Below are 18,473 nucleotides of genomic sequence, written 5' to 3'. Positions count from 1 at the left end.
TATAGCTCTTAAATTGACGAAGCTTGCGCTTCATTCAAAAATTGTAAAACTTATTTTTGCCTCATCGTTCAGTTTTCAAAGTTCGTCTGTCGCTCTTTGCGACTCTTAAAATAATACAAGTCATCGACACAGTTGTCAACCACTTTTTTTATTTCTTTCCGCTGCCATCAGCGGCAACGTTTATTACTTTACCGCACACCTTTAATTAACGCAAGGGTTTTTTATAAAGTTTTTTCAAAAAAGTTTTTCCGTTAGAGTTTACCCTTTATTCAACGGCTTGTTTCCAAGCGTTCATCCTTAAAAATAAAAAAAGAGAAGCTGGATTGCACCTACGTACAAACCGGCTCCTCTACTATTATTTACTGTTGATGACGCATTGTAGGGAAAAGAAGAACGTCGCGGATTGATGGTGCGTTCGTCAATAACATGACAAGACGGTCAATCCCGATTCCAAGTCCACCTGTTGGTGGCATACCGTACTCAAGCGCCTCAAGGAAATCGTTATCGAGTTCATGCGCCTCGTCGTTACCTGCTTCTTTTTCAAGCAATTGTGCTTCGAAACGCTCACGTTGATCGATTGGATCGTTCAACTCCGTGAAGGCATTCGCGTGTTCACGACGAACGATGAACAATTCAAAACGATCTGTGAAGCGTGGATCCGTTTCGTTTTTCTTCGCTAACGGCGACACTTCAACTGGGTGTCCTGTCACGAATGTTGGTTGAAGCAATGTCTCTTCGACCTTTTGCTCAAAGAACTCGTTGACGATATGACCGAACGTCATATGGTCCTGAACTTCCACACCATGCTCTTTCGCAAGGGCACGTGCTTCTTCGTCGGACATTTGTTGCCAGAAGTCTACACCTGTCTCTTCTTTAACAAGGTCGACCATGTGTGCACGTTTCCAACCGATGCCGAGGTGAATTGTATCTTCACCATATTGTACATCTGTTGTACCGAGTACTTCTTTCGCTACGTGCGCAACCAATTCTTCCGTCAAATCCATGATGTCGTTGTAATCGGCATACGCCTCATACAATTCGATCATTGTGAATTCAGGGTTGTGGCGTGTCGAGATTCCTTCGTTACGGAACACACGTCCGATTTCATAAACGCGCTCGAGTCCACCAACGATTAAGCGTTTCAAGTGAAGTTCGATGGCAATACGCATATAAAGTTCCATATCCAACGCATTATGATGCGTTAAGAACGGACGCGCCGCTGCTCCACCCGCAATCGTGTGTAACATCGGTGTTTCCACTTCTAAATATCCTTTTTGATTTAAGAAGTTGCGAATCTCAGAAATGATGCGGCTACGCAAAATGAATGTCTGGCGTGAATCTTGGTTTGTGATCAAATCAAGATAACGTTGGCGATAGCGCTGTTCCACATCTTTCAATCCATGATATTTGTCCGGAAGCGGGCGAAGTGCTTTCGTCAAGAGCTCAAACTCTTCCACATGAATCGAGAGTTCACCTACATTTGTTTTAAAGAGCTTTCCTTTGACACCAACGATATCACCGAGGTCTGATGATTTGAACAAGTCAAACGGCTCATCCCCGACATCGTTTTTACGAACGTAAATTTGAATCTGGCCTGTCACATCTTGAATGTGGGCAAAAAATACTTTCCCTTTCCCGCGTTTCGTCATGATGCGACCCGCTAACGTGACTTCTACGTCCTGCTCTGCTAAAGCCTCTTTTTCAACTGATTCATACTGCTCATGTAATTCACCTGCGTGCGCAGAACGATCAAAGCGTTGACCGAACGGGTCGAGACCGCGCTCGCGCATATCGGTCATCTTCTCAAAACGAACCTGCATTTGATCATTCATTTCTAACTCGTGGCTCACTATTCCATTCACTCCTCTATCCATATTGGGTTTATCCCTAACAAAAAACTGTCGACCCGATGGCCAACAGCACAGCCGAAGCCGTTCATTCGTTGTGGTGCACTTTTTCGCCAAACAAGCTTACCATAAATTAGTTCTTTTCTCTAGTTCACACTTCTGACAGTTGTCGTTCGAGTTGATCAACAAATCCATACAGGACCGCTGCGAAAGCCTCACGCGATTCCGTTTCATTGATTTGTTTGCGAATTGGACCACTGCCTTTCAACCCTTTCAAATACCAAGCCGCATGTTGACGCATTTCACGAACGGCCGTCAGCTCACCTTTAATTGCGCTCAATCGGTCGAGGTGCAACATGCAAATATCAATTTTTTCACGAGCTGCTGGTTCCGGTGGAAGTTCTCCCGTTTCGAGGTACTGAACCGTCTGATAGAGCATCCACGGGTTCCCAAGTGCAGCACGCCCAATCATGACGGCATCCACACCGTATTGATCAATGACACGCTTCGCGTCTTGTGGTGTGGCAATGTCCCCGTTCCCGATAATCGGCACGGTCGCGACTTTCTTCGCTTCACCGATCCAATCCCAGTTCGCAGTTCCCTCATATTGTTGGGCTCGCGTACGTCCATGAATGGCAATGGCTGCCGCCCCACCTGTCTGAGCCGCTTTGACGTTGTCCAAAATAAAGATGTGATCATCGTCCCAACCAAGGCGCATTTTCACCGTGACCGGTTTTTCGACCACATTCGTGACGGCATTGACCATCTCATACACTTTATCCGGATCAAGTAACCACTTTGCACCTGCGTCACATTTCGTTACTTTCGGCACAGGACAACCCATGTTGATATCAATGATGTCGGCATTCGTATTTTGATCGACGTACTGCGCCGCTTTGACGAGTGTATCTTTAGAACCACCAAAAATTTGCAAGCTGAGCGGTTTTTCTCGTTCATCGACATATAGCATGCGCATCGTCCGCGCGTTCTCCAGCAAAATCCCTTTATCACTGACCATTTCAGCACAGACGAGTCCCGCCCCGAATTCTTTTGCAATCAATCGGAATGCCGGGTTGGTCACGCCAGCCATCGGTGCAAGGACTGCACGGTTTTTAATATCTATATTTCCAATCTTAAAGCCTGTCAAGACAACACATCCTTCATTTCACCAAATTCGTTAGCAACTGTAACCGAACGACATCTTGGCGGTCTGCCATCGGTAAATCTGCTAGCCATGATGCGACCGTTCGTCCTCGGACGATGAGTTCTGGCGCAATCTCAGCTAACGGAGCGAGCACAAACGCACGTTCCTGCATCCGCGGATGTGGTACCGTCAAGTGTTCTGATTGTATATCTTCCCCATTATAATAGAGGATGTCAAGGTCGATGGTGCGCGGACCGTTCTTAAAGAGACGCTCTCGACCTAACTGCCGTTCAATTTGTTGAAGGGTGTTTAATAAGTCCGTTACAGATTGATGAGTCTCCACTTCGACCACCATATTATAAAATGATGGTTGATTGGTATAACCGACAGGGGCGGTCTCATAAACCGATGATTGCTTCGTGACCGTAACACCCATTTTTCCCATTTCATCAATCGCGTCAGACAATTGTGCGGCCCGCTCCCCGATATTTGCTCCTAATGCGATATAAATCATGTCGTGCGTCTCCTTGTCATCTCAATCGCCACCGAGTCGTAATGTCCTGGGATTGGTGGGTCCGGCTTGATTACTTTTACTGTCACACTTTGAATCAAATCATGATGTGCCAAAATGGCCGTCGTGATTCGTTCTCCGAGTGTTTCGAGTAAATTGACCGGTTCTCCTGTTACAATGTCTTCTGTAACTTGATATAACCCCGCGTAGCTGACTCCATCCTGTAAATCATCTGACTTCCCAGCAGGTGCAAGGTCCAATTCACACATTAAATCCACGTGAAACCGTTGACCGAGACGATTCTCCTCTTCAAACACACCATGATATCCATAAAAGCGCATGCCGTTCACAAAAATCTTATCCATGTCCGTTCCCCCTCATCATCGCATCCATCATCTTCGCTGCACGCATATTCTCTTTCACATCATGGACGCGTACCCAATCGCACCCTTTCATGATGCCTAAACACGTCGTCGCAATCGTCCCTTCCACGCGTTCTTCGGTTGGTAAATCGAGCGTTTGGCCGATAAACGATTTACGGGACGTACCTAGTAACACCGGATAGCCAAGACGCGTGATCAAATCGAGGTGATTCATGAGCTCTAGATTTTGCGCCACGTCTTTTGCGAACCCGATTCCTGGGTCTAGCCAAATATGCTCATCTTTCACACCCGCTGCATGAGCAATCTCAATCGACTCCTGCAAATCACTCACCACATCTTCAATAAAATGATGGTAGTCTCGATTTTCTCGGTTATGCATCAAAATGATGGGGACGCCATATTCAAAGGCGACACGCACCATCGACCGATCTCCCCACTTCGAGCCCCAGACGTCATTGATGATTGTCGCACCCGCTTCTAATGCCGCCCTCGCAACAGCAGGCTTATACGTATCAATCGAGATCGGAACATCTATTTCTTGTACCAATCGTTCGATGATCGGGACGACACGTTCAATTTCTTCTTCTGCAGAAACAAGCGCCGCACCGGGTCGCGTCGATTCACCACCGACATCAATCGCATCCGCACCTTCTCGTACGAGTTGCTTTGCGTGACGTACGGCTTCTTCGACCGCTGTATATCGTCCTCCGTCTGAAAACGAGTCCGGGGTCACGTTTAAAATACCCATGATTTTCGTCATGTTTCAGCCTCCTATCCAAGTGAACGAACGAGCTCCGCCCACACTTCGTTAAATCGTTCCCCGTCTTTACCGGGGTATTGCAGATTTCCATAATGCGTCACCGGAGCGACTTGCTGAATCGAGTTCGTCATCCAAATCTCTTTTGCTGCGGTTAATCCATCAAATGTCACCGATTGCTCCACCACGGGAAAGCAATCGATTACCCATTGTCGCGTCACGCCCGCGAGTGCTCCGCTCGAAAGGGGTGTCGTATACAACACATCATCAGATCCGACCCAAAAGATGTTCGACACGAGCCCTTCCACCACGTAGCCTTGTTCGTCCGCAAACAATCCTTCAGCATCCTGGTCTTGCAAGGTGCGTTTTCCGAGGATATTGTTCATGTAATGATGCGACTTCAATCGAAAAGCCGCTTCAGGACGACTTCTTGGGAAAGGGATCGGTTCGACTCGCTTCTCTTGTGGCACAACTTCTGAGGAGAGCGGTTTGGCAATCAACGTGACGTTCGGTTTTTCATATCGTCCGGCATACAGACCGAGCGGCGCGACTCCTGCCGATACGTTCAATCGGATATACAAGTCAGGAGCTTCATTTTGACGACACAATTGCTGAATCGCCGTCTCGATTTCTTCCTTCGTGTACGGAAAATCAATCCACAGCTCATCTACACTCTTCATCAATCGTTCCCAATGCGCATCGAACAAGAACGGAATGAAATCATATGTTCGAAACGTCTCGAATAAACCCATCCCATATAAGAATCCATGGTCCTCGACGGGAATCCATGCATCCTCTCGCTCAACAAGGTTCCCGTTATGCCAATACCACATGGCGGTACTCCTCGATAAAGTTTCGAATCATCTCTTTTCCATGTTCGGTCAAAATCGCTTCAGGATGATACTGAACGCCTTCAATCGGGAGCGTCCGATGCCGGAGTGCCATGATTTCTTTCGTTTCTGTTTCTGCTGTGACCATCAAACATTCCGGTAAGGTAGAACGCTCCACAGATAACGAGTGATAACGGGTCACGACCGTCTGCTGAGGAATATCCTTGAAAATCGACTTCCCGTCATGTTGAATCTTCGACGTTTTCCCATGCATCAGCCGCTCCGCATGAACGACGTCTCCTCCGAATGCTTGCGCAATCGCTTGATGACCGAGACAAACACCTAAAATTGGAATACGCCCTGCGAACGCTTGAATCGCCTCGACGCTAATCCCGGCTTCGTTCGGTGTACAAGGTCCAGGGGAAATGACCAGGTAGCTCGGAGCAAGTTTCTCAATGTCTTGAATCGTCACTTCATCGTTTCGATAAACGACCAGTTCTTCACCGAGTTCTCCAAAATACTGCACTAAGTTGTATGTGAATGAGTCATAGTTGTCGATTAGTACAATCATGTCGTCTCCTCCGTCATTTGCTTCGCCGCCCATAGCGCCTTCGCTTTGGACAGAGATTCTTCATATTCTGAGACCGGATCCGAATCGATGACGATGCCCGCTCCCGCTTGAACGTATGCAATCCCATCTTTCACGACCATCGTTCGAATGGTGATGTTGAAGACGAGATCATCGTCCCAACTTAACCATCCATATGACCCGGTGTATAATCCCCGGCGAACTGGTTCAAGTTCTTCGATAATTTCCATCGTCCGAATTTTCGGTGCACCGGTAATCGTACCACCAGGGAACATCGCTGCTAGCGCCTCCGCTCCTGATACTTCATCACGAATCGTACCCCGTACGTTCGAGACGATATGCTGAACATGTGAATACTTTTCAATCACCATCAATTCGTCCACATGAACACTACCGTATGCCGCGACTTTCCCGAGGTCGTTCCGTTCCAAGTCGACGAGCATGACGTGTTCCGCTCGCTCCTTCTCATTTTCAAGTAGCGTGTTCGCCAATTCCAAGTCCTCAACATCATCTTTTCCACGTGGACGCGTACCCGCGATCGGTCGCGTTGAAATGTCAGACCCGTGTTTTTCAAGCAATAGTTCCGGTGAAGCGGAGACCATTGTCAGTGCGTCATCCACAAAGTATCCCATGTAAGGAGATGGATTCATTTGACGAAGCGTATCATAAACACGACGGGGGTCGGCGCGTAACGGTTCGGATTGACGAACGCTCAAATTCACTTGGAACACGTCGCCTTCCACGATATAAGACTGAATTCGTTTGACCGCCTCCACAAATTCGTCCTGAGACATGGAGCGCGAACGCTCGACAGGCAATTGTTCAGTCGGCTTGAATGCGTAGTGTGATTCGACGTTCCACATGGCTGCCAAGCGATCTGCTTTACGTTCGGCATTGCCCTCTGCTGTGACCATCAAATAGAGCGTCGAATTCTCTTCGTCGAACACAGCCACTTCATCAAACAACAGAAACGAGACGTCCGGCGTCGCTAAATCATCTTCTGCCTGGCTCGGGAGTCGCTCAATCGTTCGAGAAACGTCATAGCTGACATAACCAATCATGCCACCGAAGAAGGGAGGTGCCCCTTCCGGACGCTCAGCTTCAAATCGTTTCCGCACTTCACTAACCATCTCGATTGGTTTCCCATACATCGTTTCAGTCGTTTCCCCTATTTGTAAGAGACCGACACCGTCTTTTACATGGAAGCGACCGAACGGTTCGATTCCCGCAATCGTATACCGTCCTGCCCTTCCACTTTCTAGCCATGCGTGGTACGGCTGGTCTGCTGTCAACGTCATGTATGCCTCATACATCTTTTCTTTCGTCATCCGCTTCGTTCTGAACGCTGTCGATCTCACTTGTCATTCCTCCGTCTATTCATTCATGCCTTTTATTGTACACAAGAAAAGGCAGCAACCGAAAGAGAATGTCTCTCGATTACTGCCTGAAATGTTATACGCGACTCTCGTTTGATTCTTCATCAAATTGATAAAGCGGTGTGCTCAAGTAACGTTCTCCGTTTGACGGGATAATCGCCAATACGTTTTTCCCTTTACCGAGGCGCTTCGCCGTATCAAGTGCCGCTGCAATGGCAGCCCCTGAAGAAATCCCACCGAGGACACCGTTCGTGCGTGCCGCTTGGCGCGCGTATTCAAACGCCTGGTCTGTCGTGATTTGAAGGACACCCTCATAAATCTCAGTATCCAGAATGGATGGGACAAAGCCGGCACCAATTCCTTGAATCTTATGAGGTCCTGGCTTCCCACCAGACAAGACTGGAGAATCAACCGGTTCAACCGCCAAAATTTTCACGTCTGGATATTTCGCTTTCACGACTTTTCCTGCACCGGTGATCGTACCACCTGTACCGACTCCCGCGATGAGAGCATCCACCGAAAGTCCTGACTCTTCGAACGCCTCGACAATTTCAGGTCCCGTCGTCATTTCATGCACGTTCGGGTTCGCTGCGTTGTTGAATTGTTGCGGAAGGAAGTAGCCATGTTGCTCAGCTTCTTCAGTAGCACGACGAATCGCTCCACCCATTCCTTCTGGTCCTGGCGTCAAGATGAGCTCGGCCCCGTATCCACGAAGAAGGTTACGACGCTCCATGCTCATCGTCTCAGGCATGACGAGAATGGCTTTATATCCTTTCGCGGCACTGACCATCGCCAAACCGATTCCCGTGTTCCCGCTCGTTGGTTCGATGATGGTATCACCAGGCTTCAAGATTCCGTCTTTTTCTGCCGCTTCGATCATGGCGAGAGCAATCCGGTCTTTAACACTTGACCCTGGGTTCATATATTCAAGCTTCAGATACACATCGGCATCTTCTGGTCCAGTCATGCCGTTCAATTTCACAATCGGAGTCTTTCCAATCAAGTCTGTCACTGAGTTTACGATTCGCATTACATTTCCTCCTTCATAATTCCGACTATTCCGATATTGTTATCATACCCTATCGAATTGAAAATATGCAATTTGGAACGTTGCTTACGATTGTGCCTGCTCTTTCATTGTTTCCAACTGTTCAGCCGAGAAATGATATTTTTCACCACAGAAATGGCAAACCGCTTCGGCTCCGCCGTCTTCCTCGATCATTTGGCGAATCTCTTCTTTTCCAAGACCGATAATGGCGCTTTCCATTCGTTCACGACTGCATGTGCAATTGAACTGAATTGGGTTCGTATCGAGGACATCAAGGCTATCGCCGAGGAGTAATTGAAGCATTTCTTCCGGTGTTTTTTCTTCACCGATTAAAACAGATACTGGCGGGAACGTCTGAAGTGCTTTTTCGAGCGCCTGTACGGTCTCTTCGGAGGCGTTCGGCAGCAACTGAACGATGACACCACCTGCAGCAAGAATCGATTCATCTTCTGGTAAGACGAGAACACCTGCTCCGACGACTGATGGTACTTGTTCAGATGTTGCGAAGTAGTATGTGAAGTCTTCACTGATTTCACCTGTTTGAATCTCTGAAGAACCACCGACATAATCTTTCAAGCCTAAGTCTTTAATGACAGAGACCGTTCCTTTTCCGACCGCTTCGCCGACTTTCAACTTCGTCAATCCCTGCTCGTTGACGAACGTCCCGCCATCGACACGAGGGTAAGATACGTATCCACGGACATCTCCTGCCGTATCTGCGTCTACGATGATTTTCCCGATTGGACCATCACCTTCCACTTTAAGTGTGACGCGTGCCGCACCTTTTTGCATGGCTCCGATCATCGAACCGATTGTCATCGTCCGTCCGAGGGCGGCTGAGGCAACCGGTGTCGTTTGATGACGAAGTTGTGTTTCGTACACTGTCTTTGTTGTACGTGCTGCAAAGGCACGCACCTCTCCATTAAAGCCGAGGGCCCGAACGAGATAGTCGTCTTTCATTTGATCGAGTAATACTTGTTGTTCTGAATGAATCATATGAGTTAACTCCTTTAGTTTACTTTTGATTGCGCTCGTAAATGAGGCGGAGGCCTTCGAGTGTCAGGAACGAATCTACATGGTCAATCGTTTCTGCATGTTCACTGATCAATCGTGCCAATCCTCCAGTCGCAATGACGGTCGCTTCACCAACTTCACGCTTCATCCGATTCACGATGCCATCCACTTGGGCGACATAGCCATAATACGTCCCCGATTGCATCGCTTGAATCGTATTTTTCCCGATAACCGTTGGTGGGGTTGCCAATTCAATCCGTGGTAATTTCGCAGCACGTTGATAAAGTGCTTCCACTGAAATCATGATACCTGGTGAGATAATGCCGCCATGGTAGCGACGTTTCTCATCGATGTAACAATACGTGGTTGCCGTTCCAAAATCAACAATTATGAGCGGACCGTCATACTTGGCGATTCCTGCCACCGCGTTGACAATTCGGTCGGCCCCGACTTCGCGGGGATTCTCGACGTGAATGTCTAATCCTGTCTTCACACCTGGGCCCACAACGATTGGACGTACATTGAAGTATCGTTGTGACATTTGTTCAAGTGGGAAAATAACAGGAGGTACGACAGAGGACAAAATGACACCATCGACTTGATCGAACGAGACGTTCGAATGGTCAAAGAGCGATTTCACTAGCATGCCATACTCATCCGTCGTTTTCGTCCGGTCCGTTGAAATTCGCCAATGGTGTACGAGATTATCTCCATCGTACATCCCTAGAACAATATTTGTATTTCCAACATCAATCACTAAAATCATGATATAGTTCCTCACTTTGTTGTCAATTGCAGTTCGCTCGAATTATAACACGAAAAAAGACGAATGCCTCGTCAAGGGCATTCGTCTCATTCATTAACGTGATTCGTTGTTCGGACGTTCCGTAGGAGTCGCCTCTGGCTTATCGCCTTCAGGTACGACATCCGGTTGGCTGTCTTGAACAACTTCAGGTTGATCGACGATTTGTCCGTGTTGCACGGCCGCATCATCTTTCTTCGCTGCGTCGTCCGAGTCCGTTGATGCATCCACGTCTTCTTCCGGCTCATGCGGGAGATATTCACGTGTCTTGATCAAGTGACGAATCTGTTTCGAGTCGAGCGTTTCTACATCAAGCAATGTCTTCGCAACGAGTTCGAGGTCTTCGCGACGTTCTGTCAAAATCTGTTTCGCTTTCGCGTAACAGCGGTTGATGATGTCACGAATCTCTAAATCGATCTCTTGAGCAATCGCATCCGAGTAGTTCTGCTCTGTCTGGAAGTCACGGCCAAGGAAGACTTGTCCGCCATGGTTTGAACCGAGCTGGAGCGGTCCGAGCTTATCACTCATCCCGTAATCCATGACCATCTTACGCGCAATCCCTGTCGCACGTTGGAAGTCGTTGCTCGCTCCTGTTGACACTTCACCAAAGATGACATCTTCGGCGACGCGTCCACCAAGAAGTCCGACAATCTTATCTTCGAGTTCAGGTTTTGTCATGAAGTAACGATCTTCTTTTGGAAGCATGACGACGTATCCTCCAGCGTTACCGCGTGGGACAATCGTCACTTTGTGTACTTCATCCGCATTCTCAAGCTCAAGACCGATGATTGTGTGACCCGCTTCGTGATAAGCGACAATGTTACGTTCTTTTTCAGAAATGATTCGGCTCTTCTTCGAAGGTCCTGCAATGACACGGTCAATTGCTTCTTCGACATCGACAACCGATACTGCCGTACGGTTTGAACGTGCCGCAACGAGTGCTGCTTCGTTCAAGAGGTTTTCCAAGTCAGCCCCAGAGAAACCAGGTGTACGTTGTGCGATTGACTTCAAGTCTACAGTTGAGTCAAGTGGCTTGTTGCGTGCATGGACTTTCAACACTTCTTCGCGCCCTTTTACATCTGGACGATCGACCGTGATTTGACGGTCAAAACGACCTGGACGAAGGAGGGCTGGGTCAAGGATATCCGGACGGTTTGTCGCCGCAACCATGATAATCCCTTCATTGTCACTGAATCCATCCATTTCAACGAGCAATTGGTTCAATGTTTGTTCACGCTCATCGTGGCCACCGCCGAGACCGGCACCACGTTGGCGTCCGACCGCATCGATTTCATCGATGAAGATGATACATGGAGCATTCTTTTTCGCATTTTCGAACAAGTCACGGACACGTGACGCACCGACCCCGACGAACATCTCAACGAAGTCCGAACCTGAGATCGAGAAGAATGGTACTCCGGCTTCTCCGGCTACTGCACGGGCCAAAAGTGTTTTACCTGTCCCTGGAGGACCAACGAGTAAGACCCCTTTTGGAATACGCGCACCGAGTTTCGAGAACTTACGAGGGTCTTTCAAGAATTCAACAACTTCGATGAGTTCTTGTTTCTCTTCGTCTGCTCCGGCCACATCTTTGAATGTGACGCGACGTTTTTCTTGGTCGTATAGTTTCGCCTTCGATTTCCCGAAGTTCATCACACGACCACCACCGCCACCACCTTGCGCCTGGTTCAACAAGAAGAAGAACAAGATGAAGATGATAATGAACGGTAAAATCGCGAAGACGATGCTGAACCAGCTACTGTTCGATTCAGCCTCCTCGATTTGAATATCCGTATTCGCTCGAAGCTGCGTTAATACATCCGCATATTCAGCTTCGTTCGCTGGAATGTTTGTTTCGTAACGCTGGTCGTCATCTCCTGTAAGGTCGCCTGTAATCGAGATAGCCCCCGGGATTTCTTGTACGGTTGCCGTCTCAATCCGATCATCTTCCACATATTCTAGGAATTTCGAATACGAGAGGGTTTCACTCTGACTATTCGGATTCTGCAAATATTGAAGGAACAAGATCAAGGCTAGGAAAATCACACCAAAAACCAATGTGTTTTTCACTGCACGATTCATTCTCTGCCTCCTATTCCGAGAAACGATGTTCTCGCCCATTCAGTATATGCCTATACTTTGGGGATTTCTTTTATCTTACCACGTCACATTTTCAAAAGAAAAACGTTAGCCCCCGTAAACGCTCGGTTTGAGCACACCGACGTAAGGAAGGTTACGATATTTCTCTTCATAATCGAGACCGTAACCGACAACGAACTCGTGTGGAATCACGAAACCGCTATAGTCTGCTGATAAACCATTTTTACGTCCTGTCGGTTTGTCGAGAAGCGTGACGATCTTCACAGACTTCGCTTTACGGTATTTAAGAAGATCGACGAGATAGCCAAGCGTCAATCCACTATCAATAATATCTTCTACAATCAAGATGTCGCGTCCTTCTACAGATGTATTTAAATCTTTCTCGATTTTCACTTCACCTGTTGAAGAAGTACCTCCGTGATACGTCGACACGTCCATGAAATCCATTTCTAAATGGATATCCATTTCTTTGACGAGATCAGACATGAACGGCATCGCGCCTTTCAATACACACACGAGAAGCGGAAACTCTTCTTTATAGTCTTCGCTAAGTGTTCCAGCGAGTTCTTTCACCTTTTCTTGAATCTCTTCACGTGAGATTAAAATTTTCTCCATATCGTTCATTAATGACATCTTGAAATCCTCCTCTTTCTGTTTCGACACAATCATCATTTTACCATTAATCGTAGGCAAATCGCATCCGACTTGTCTAGAAATTCTGAAACTCGTACCCCGACAATAGCGAGAATTCGTCCTGAGGCATCTTCAAGCAGGGGTAGAGTCGGACGAATCGTCCGCTCAATCTTTTCGTCGATCAGGATACGGGACACTTTCTTTGTCCCCACGGCTAATCGCATTCGGTCACCTGGTGCACTTGTCCGAATCGTAAGCGGATAAGTGATCTCATGTAACGGAATGCCCTCTCTCCCCTCCTCGACAGATAAAGAGATAGTTCGGTCTCCGAATTCAACAACGGTCGGCAACGAATCAATTTGAATGGGGTGAAGTGAATCTGGCGTAGAGCGCTGTACAAGATTCAGTACCCTATTCTGCTTCGTCATGAACCACTCGCCTGTCAGATGATAGGTTCCTGTATCCTTTTGACTCTGGAGTAGCTTATCCATCGCCTCGTTCACATTCACCTCGTAACGAGAGGACAGCAATCGACCGACTGTATACCGTTCAAGGAATGATAAGCGCTCGAAATCCTTGAGTTTCACATGAAACGCTTTCATTTCAAGTTCGACATATGCCTCCACCCATTGTTCGCACGATTGATACCTGCTATCCCAATCAGCACGGGCCTCCTTTGCCACTCCGCTGACTTCTCTCACAATCGATGGCCGCATCTGTTTCAGTCGCGGCACAATCTCATGGCGAATTTGATTCCTTAAGTAAGTACGTTCTTGGTTCGTTGCGTCTTCGCGCCACTCTAATTCATTCTGTCGTGCATACTCGATCAGTTGAGCTTTCGACTCATGTAACAACGGACGGATGAGCCTCCCGTTACCAAATTGCCGGCTTTCGGGAATCCCTTTCACTTCGATCACGTTTCGATGTAGTTGAATGAGCACTGTTTCTAGCTCGTCATCCGCATGATGCGCCGTGGCCAATGTGTCATATCCATATTCGTTCATGACGTCTTCAAAAAATTGATAGCGGGCTTCCCGGTATCGGGCTTGTGATCCTCCATCTTGAAAGCAGAGATGCGTTCCATGAAACGGAATATGGTAGGTTGCTGCGACGCGGGCGACGAACATATACTCTTCGTCTGAAGCTTCTCGTACGCCATGATGGACATGCGCCACCGCAACATTCCATCCCTTTTTGACGAGACGATCCAATAAGACAATGGAATCCACCCCACCAGACACTGCGACGAGCACTTTTTTCATGAATTCCCTCCTTGATATAACAAAAGAAGCCATCTCGATTGAGATGGCTTCTTTTCGCTTAGGCTAAGTGACCCGTACGGGATTCGAACCCGTGTTACCGCCGTGAAAGGGCGGTGTCTTAACCGCTTGACCAACGGGCCTAAATAAAATGGTAGCGGCGGAGGGAGTCGAACCCACGACCTCACGGGTATGAACCGTACGCTCTAGCCAGCTGAGCTACACCGCCATGTTATTGTTGTGTCCTAAGCACATTTTCTATAATAACCAGTCACCATTCGAGTGTCAATTCTTTTTTGAATTTTTTTTAATAAAAAAATCGTGCATAGTGTCATCTTCATCACTATACACGATTTCATTACGTTTTTACATCATGCTTCTGATACAACTTGACGATATTTTTTCTTCCATGCGATTCGGAAGTATGCCCACAGTAATGCAAAACATCCAGCAGCCACAAATACTAAATACGTTGTCGCCGTCTGCAAATACTGTGCACCGTCAGCTGACAAGATTTCTTTATATCCGGCAACCGTATACGTCATTGGAAGGAGCGCATTGAACGGTTGCAACGCTCGTGGAATCAACTCGAGCGGGAACGTTCCGGCAGAAGTCGTCAATTGCAAGATTAACAAGACGATTGCTACAAAACGTCCTGGGTTCCCGAGTGTGGTTACGAGTAACTGCACAATAAAGAGGAATGTGATGCTCGTCAACCAACTGAATCCGAAGAACTTCAATGGTTCGCTCACTTCAAGTCCTAATAGTTGCACCATCGCCACGTCTAAAATGAGCGCTTGAAGGAATCCGACGACCATGAGAACACCAGACTTCGACAATACCCATGATAGACTACGTTTTGGACGTCCAGCTGGATCGTACAATGGATAGACGATTGATAAGAGAAGCGCCCCGATAAAGAGTCCGAGTGACATGAAGTATGGAGCAAACCCTGTACCATAGTTTGGTACCTCGTGAATCGAGTTGTCGACGAGCGACACTGGTCCTGCCATCATCTCGACATTTTCATCGTTCAATCCGATGTCTGCATCTTTCGCACCTTTGACTAGAGCGTCACGAAGTTCATCGCTACCTGATGCGAGATCTGTCATTCCATCTGCGAGTTCTCCGCTACCATCTGAAAGTTCTTGTCCGCCGTCCGCGAGCTGATTCGCGCCGTCCGTCAACTTGCTTGTTCCTGCCCCGGCAGTCTTCGCGCCATCGGCAAGTTCACGACTACCTTCTTGAAGTTTTTGCCCACCGTCCGCTAATTGAGTAGCACCATTCGCCAACTCACTCGTTCCCGAACTTGCGCTTTTCGCACCATCGGCAAGCTTCACACTACCTTCAGACAACTGTCCAGTCGCGGCTACGAGTTTGTCACTGCCTGCCGTAAGTTCAGTTGTCCCGTCTTGAAGTTGTGTTGCACCTTGATTGAGTTTTGAACTCGCTGACACGAGTTCTTGTGAGCGGCTAGCTGCGGTTTGTGTTCCTTGTGCGATTTGACTAGAACCACTTGCTAACGCCTGAGCACCTTCCGCTAACTTCGTTTGACCCGTGTTCAATTCAGAAAGTCCTGACGAAAGTTGTCCTGCACCTGTTTCTGCTTGCGCAAGACCTGCCGCCAATGAGGTCTGTCCCTCTTTCACTTGCGTCGCCCCTGCGGCTAATTGATCAAACCCAGCCGCTGTCGCTTGTTTTCCTTCACTGAGTTGTGCTGCGATGGCTTGAAGCATTTCAGGTGACGCAGATTGACCGGATTCAGCAAGTGCCGTTAATTGTCCAATCAACTCATCCTGTTTCGCCGTCAATTCAGATTTCATTTGTCCAATTCCATTGACCACTTCAGTTTGACCCGCGATGAGAGCAGTGTTTCCTTCTTTCGCTTTCGTCAATGCACCTGCTAGTTGGTTTGCGCCGTCATTCAATGCAGACGCCCCTTCTTTTGAGCGCTCGATGCCAGCAGCAAGGTCTTGAACGCCTTGATTCAACGTTTTCGCACCCGTGTGAAGCTCATCCAATTTAGAGGCGAATGCCCCTGTTCCTTCGACGAGCTGGCTCGTTCCGTCTTGTAAGGCGGATGCGCCATCATTCACGCGGTGTACCCCGTCTGACAAAGCAGTTGACCCGTCGTACACTTGCTGACTCCCATCCGCTAGTGCCGATGAACCTTCTGCTAACTGAGTCACACCATCGTTTAACTGGCTTGCACCATTCGCGAGCTCACGTTGTTTCGTGGCGAGTAGTGTCGTCCCGTCCGCGAGTTCAGATGAACCATCGGACAACTGAGCGATTCCGTCATTTAACTCACTTGCACCATCTGCAAGTTCGCGTTGTTTCGTGGCGAGAAGTTCCGTTCCATCCGCCAATTTGACGGCACCATCCTTCGCTGACGTAGAACCGTCGGCAAGTTTTGTCGCACCATCCGCGGCTTCACCAAGTCCGTCCGCCACGTCATTTAATCCATCTTTCAATGCACTGACGTACTGTTTCGATACCTCGGTCGAAAGCTCTGCTTTCACTTGCTCCATTGCAGAGCCACCGATTTGTGCGGCTAGGAAGTTATACGATTCATTCGCAATGTACTTCAATTCAAGTTGCTCTGGATTTTCATCTAGAGCGGTCGTCGCCTTCTCCGAGAAGTCTTCTGGAATCTCGATTGCCATGTAATAATCATGGTCTTTCAATCCAGATTCTGCTTCCTTCTTTGTCGTCTCGACAAACTCAAAGGCTTCCGAATCTAACAACTTATCAATCAGATCGTTCCCGATTTCAAGTGACTCCCCTTCAAATGATGCCCCTTTGTCTTCGTTGACGATGGCGACCGGTAAATCTTTCATCTGTCCATACGGATCCCAGAAAGCCCACAAAAACATACCGGCATACATTAACGGTACGAGCGCGACTGCGAGAATCGGAACCAACACACGTGGGTTCTTAAAGATACTCCGCCACTCCGCCGTCCATAGTTTCCATCCATTCATTTTTTCTCTCCACCTTCACTTATAAAACATAACTATTTTTTCATGTTCCCTATTTTGCTCTCTTCCTCGAAAAAAATCAACTATATTTAGTTATTTTTTATAAATTTTTTAAAACAAAAAAAGTCGTGAACAAAAATGTTCACGACTTGTCTTGTTACAAGACCTATATGGTTACGAGTAGAAGCTAATTGGTATCGAAGGATTACCCGCGTTTGGCTCCACGTCCACCGCGTTTCGAATCTGTTTGACGTTTCAACGTCGAAAGACGCTCGTCGCTGTCTTTCAAGAATTTGCTCATCAACGTATCGAATGTTTCTGGTTCACGGCGTTGTTCACCACGACGACCGCCGCCACGTGGGCCGCCGCCACCGCGTGGACCGCCACCGCGCGGACCACCTTGACCTGGGCCACCTGGGCGTGGGCCACGAGAGAAACGCTCACCGGCTGGACGCTCTGGACGTTCAGGGCGTTCACTTACAGGACGATCGACTGCTTTCTTGATGGATAACCCGATTTTCCCATCATTTTCGACGTTCAACACTTTTACCGTGACTTCTTGACCGACTGTCAACACTTCGTTAATGTCTTTGACGTAAGAGTCCGCCACTTCACTGATGTGTACTAATCCTGTCTTGCCGTTTGGGAGCTCGACGAACGCTCCGAAATGCGTAATCCCTGTAACCTTACCTTGTACCTTGCTTCCTACTTCAATTGACATAAAATAATGTACTCCTTTTTTGATTGATTCTTTTCAATTATACGAGTCGTTTCCTCAACGGTCAACGAACCGACTTATTCCTCTGGGGAGAAGTAGAAAATAATCTCTCCATCTTTGGAGAAGAGGAGCTCGTTTCGCGCTAAGTTCGCGATATAATCCTCATCCTGCAAACGTTCCACTTGTTCCTTCAACTCATCTTGCTCGGCTTTCTGCTCTTGCAACTCCACTTTCGCTTGTGCGTAAGCTTGTTGTTGGTCCGATACATAGCCTACCTTTGAAAAGTAACTCTGTCCAATCAATACCATGACGAATAAAAATAGGAGTGAGGCTGCCGCCAAACGACGTCGAAGATGAACTCTTCGGCGATGTGTGTCTTTTTCCAGCTGTTCTCTACGCTCATCTAGCGCTCGAATGCGCCGTTGTCGATCCATCGGATTACGTCCGTTCATCGCCTCATCCCCCTCCTCTTAATACATTA

Annotated in this window: 17 protein-coding genes and 2 tRNA genes; all 19 read right to left on the bottom strand. The window is 47.9% G+C overall.

Annotated features, from left to right (window positions below):
* Nucleotides 1-359: 359 nt before the first annotated feature.
* On the bottom strand, nucleotides 360-1,850 hold the full coding sequence (gene lysS, locus KNP62_RS14900) for a lysine--tRNA ligase (RefSeq protein WP_214786226.1): 1,491 nt from the start codon (nucleotides 1,848-1,850) through the stop codon (nucleotides 360-362).
* A 148-nt stretch (nucleotides 1,851-1,998) separates the two neighbouring features.
* Complete coding sequence (gene dusB, locus KNP62_RS14895; RefSeq protein WP_243834802.1) at nucleotides 1,999-2,937, bottom strand: tRNA dihydrouridine synthase DusB; 939 nt, start codon at nucleotides 2,935-2,937, stop codon at nucleotides 1,999-2,001.
* Nucleotides 2,938-3,007: 70 nt separating this feature from the next.
* Nucleotides 3,008-3,505, bottom strand: a complete 498-nt coding sequence (gene folK, locus KNP62_RS14890; RefSeq protein WP_214786224.1) for a 2-amino-4-hydroxy-6-hydroxymethyldihydropteridine diphosphokinase — start codon at nucleotides 3,503-3,505, stop codon at nucleotides 3,008-3,010.
* A complete protein-coding gene (gene folB, locus KNP62_RS14885) occupies nucleotides 3,502-3,867 on the bottom strand; it encodes a dihydroneopterin aldolase (protein WP_214786222.1) in 366 nt (121 codons plus the stop codon). Before folB ends, folK begins: the two co-directional genes overlap by 4 nt.
* Entirely contained in the window at nucleotides 3,860-4,645 is a 786-nt protein-coding gene (gene folP, locus KNP62_RS14880) for a dihydropteroate synthase (protein ID WP_214786220.1), read from the bottom strand. The genes folB and folP overlap by 8 nt, the downstream gene beginning before the upstream one ends.
* 11 nt (nucleotides 4,646-4,656) lie before the next feature.
* On the bottom strand, nucleotides 4,657-5,475 hold the full coding sequence (locus tag KNP62_RS14875; RefSeq protein WP_214786217.1) for an aminotransferase class IV: 819 nt from the start codon (nucleotides 5,473-5,475) through the stop codon (nucleotides 4,657-4,659).
* On the bottom strand, nucleotides 5,459-6,043 hold the full coding sequence (gene pabA, locus KNP62_RS14870; RefSeq protein ID WP_214697212.1) for an aminodeoxychorismate/anthranilate synthase component II: 585 nt from the start codon (nucleotides 6,041-6,043) through the stop codon (nucleotides 5,459-5,461). The genes KNP62_RS14875 and pabA overlap by 17 nt, the downstream gene beginning before the upstream one ends.
* Complete coding sequence (locus KNP62_RS14865) at nucleotides 6,040-7,419, bottom strand: anthranilate synthase component I family protein (RefSeq protein WP_353047539.1); 1,380 nt, start codon at nucleotides 7,417-7,419, stop codon at nucleotides 6,040-6,042. The genes pabA and KNP62_RS14865 overlap by 4 nt, the downstream gene beginning before the upstream one ends.
* Before the next feature lie 94 nt (nucleotides 7,420-7,513).
* Nucleotides 7,514-8,467, bottom strand: coding sequence for a cysteine synthase A (gene cysK / locus KNP62_RS14860; protein WP_214786215.1), 954 nt, complete (start codon nucleotides 8,465-8,467; stop codon nucleotides 7,514-7,516).
* Nucleotides 8,468-8,551: 84 nt separating this feature from the next.
* A complete protein-coding gene (hslO, locus tag KNP62_RS14855) occupies nucleotides 8,552-9,481 on the bottom strand; it encodes an Hsp33 family molecular chaperone HslO (RefSeq protein ID WP_274665391.1) in 930 nt (309 codons plus the stop codon).
* Between the two features lie 19 nt (nucleotides 9,482-9,500).
* Complete coding sequence (locus KNP62_RS14850; protein WP_214749858.1) at nucleotides 9,501-10,265, bottom strand: type III pantothenate kinase; 765 nt, start codon at nucleotides 10,263-10,265, stop codon at nucleotides 9,501-9,503.
* A gap of 93 nt (nucleotides 10,266-10,358) precedes the next feature.
* Complete coding sequence (gene ftsH / locus KNP62_RS14845; RefSeq protein ID WP_074036633.1) at nucleotides 10,359-12,383, bottom strand: ATP-dependent zinc metalloprotease FtsH; 2,025 nt, start codon at nucleotides 12,381-12,383, stop codon at nucleotides 10,359-10,361.
* Between the two features lie 105 nt (nucleotides 12,384-12,488).
* A complete protein-coding gene (gene hpt / locus KNP62_RS14840) occupies nucleotides 12,489-13,034 on the bottom strand; it encodes a hypoxanthine phosphoribosyltransferase (RefSeq protein WP_012727721.1) in 546 nt (181 codons plus the stop codon).
* A gap of 35 nt (nucleotides 13,035-13,069) precedes the next feature.
* A complete protein-coding gene (gene tilS / locus KNP62_RS14835) occupies nucleotides 13,070-14,296 on the bottom strand; it encodes a tRNA lysidine(34) synthetase TilS (protein WP_214786213.1) in 1,227 nt (408 codons plus the stop codon).
* A gap of 68 nt (nucleotides 14,297-14,364) precedes the next feature.
* Nucleotides 14,365-14,436, bottom strand: a tRNA-Glu gene (locus KNP62_RS14830).
* A 9-nt stretch (nucleotides 14,437-14,445) separates the two neighbouring features.
* A tRNA-Met gene (locus tag KNP62_RS14825) sits at nucleotides 14,446-14,522 on the bottom strand.
* Nucleotides 14,523-14,664: 142 nt separating this feature from the next.
* A complete protein-coding gene (locus tag KNP62_RS14820) occupies nucleotides 14,665-17,277 on the bottom strand; it encodes a YhgE/Pip domain-containing protein (protein ID WP_214786211.1) in 2,613 nt (870 codons plus the stop codon).
* A 202-nt stretch (nucleotides 17,278-17,479) separates the two neighbouring features.
* Nucleotides 17,480-17,995: a S1 domain-containing RNA-binding protein gene (locus KNP62_RS14815; protein ID WP_214697200.1), complete on the bottom strand. Its 516-nt coding sequence runs from the start codon at nucleotides 17,993-17,995 to the stop codon at nucleotides 17,480-17,482.
* A 74-nt stretch (nucleotides 17,996-18,069) separates the two neighbouring features.
* Nucleotides 18,070-18,444: an FtsB family cell division protein gene (locus tag KNP62_RS14810; protein WP_074036621.1), complete on the bottom strand. Its 375-nt coding sequence runs from the start codon at nucleotides 18,442-18,444 to the stop codon at nucleotides 18,070-18,072.
* Nucleotides 18,445-18,473 lie beyond the last annotated feature (29 nt).

It is taken from the genome of Exiguobacterium sp. s183 (genome assembly GCF_018617655.1).
Classification (GTDB): domain Bacteria; phylum Bacillota; class Bacilli; order Exiguobacteriales; family Exiguobacteriaceae; genus Exiguobacterium; species Exiguobacterium aestuarii_A.
This window is presented reverse-complemented; position numbering and strand designations above follow the sequence as displayed.

What these genes read in the sequence shown, in the direction of transcription:
- dusB (WP_243834802.1), bottom strand. Translation starts at nt 2,937, where the DNA reads ATGGCTGGCGTGACCAACCCGGCATTCCGATTGATTGCAAAAGAATTC.
- folK (WP_214786224.1), bottom strand. Translation starts at nt 3,505, where the DNA reads ATGATTTATATCGCATTAGGAGCAAATATCGGGGAGCGGGCCGCACAA.
- folB (WP_214786222.1), bottom strand. Translation starts at nt 3,867, where the DNA reads ATGGATAAGATTTTTGTGAACGGCATGCGCTTTTATGGATATCATGGT.
- folP (WP_214786220.1), bottom strand. Translation starts at nt 4,645, where the DNA reads ATGACGAAAATCATGGGTATTTTAAACGTGACCCCGGACTCGTTTTCA.
- KNP62_RS14875 (WP_214786217.1), bottom strand. Translation starts at nt 5,475, where the DNA reads ATGTGGTATTGGCATAACGGGAACCTTGTTGAGCGAGAGGATGCATGG.
- pabA (WP_214697212.1), bottom strand. Translation starts at nt 6,043, where the DNA reads ATGATTGTACTAATCGACAACTATGACTCATTCACATACAACTTAGTG.
- cysK (WP_214786215.1), bottom strand. Translation starts at nt 8,467, where the DNA reads ATGCGAATCGTAAACTCAGTGACAGACTTGATTGGAAAGACTCCGATT.
- hslO (WP_274665391.1), bottom strand. Translation starts at nt 9,481, where the DNA reads ATGATTCATTCAGAACAACAAGTATTACTCGATCAAATGAAAGACGAC.
- KNP62_RS14850 (WP_214749858.1), bottom strand. Translation starts at nt 10,265, where the DNA reads ATGATTTTAGTGATTGATGTTGGAAATACAAATATTGTTCTAGGGATG.
- ftsH (WP_074036633.1), bottom strand. Translation starts at nt 12,383, where the DNA reads ATGAATCGTGCAGTGAAAAACACATTGGTTTTTGGTGTGATTTTCCTA.
- hpt (WP_012727721.1), bottom strand. Translation starts at nt 13,034, where the DNA reads ATGTCATTAATGAACGATATGGAGAAAATTTTAATCTCACGTGAAGAG.
- tilS (WP_214786213.1), bottom strand. Translation starts at nt 14,296, where the DNA reads ATGAAAAAAGTGCTCGTCGCAGTGTCTGGTGGGGTGGATTCCATTGTC.
- KNP62_RS14820 (WP_214786211.1), bottom strand. Translation starts at nt 17,277, where the DNA reads ATGAATGGATGGAAACTATGGACGGCGGAGTGGCGGAGTATCTTTAAG.
- KNP62_RS14815 (WP_214697200.1), bottom strand. Translation starts at nt 17,995, where the DNA reads ATGTCAATTGAAGTAGGAAGCAAGGTACAAGGTAAGGTTACAGGGATT.
- KNP62_RS14810 (WP_074036621.1), bottom strand. Translation starts at nt 18,444, where the DNA reads ATGAACGGACGTAATCCGATGGATCGACAACGGCGCATTCGAGCGCTA.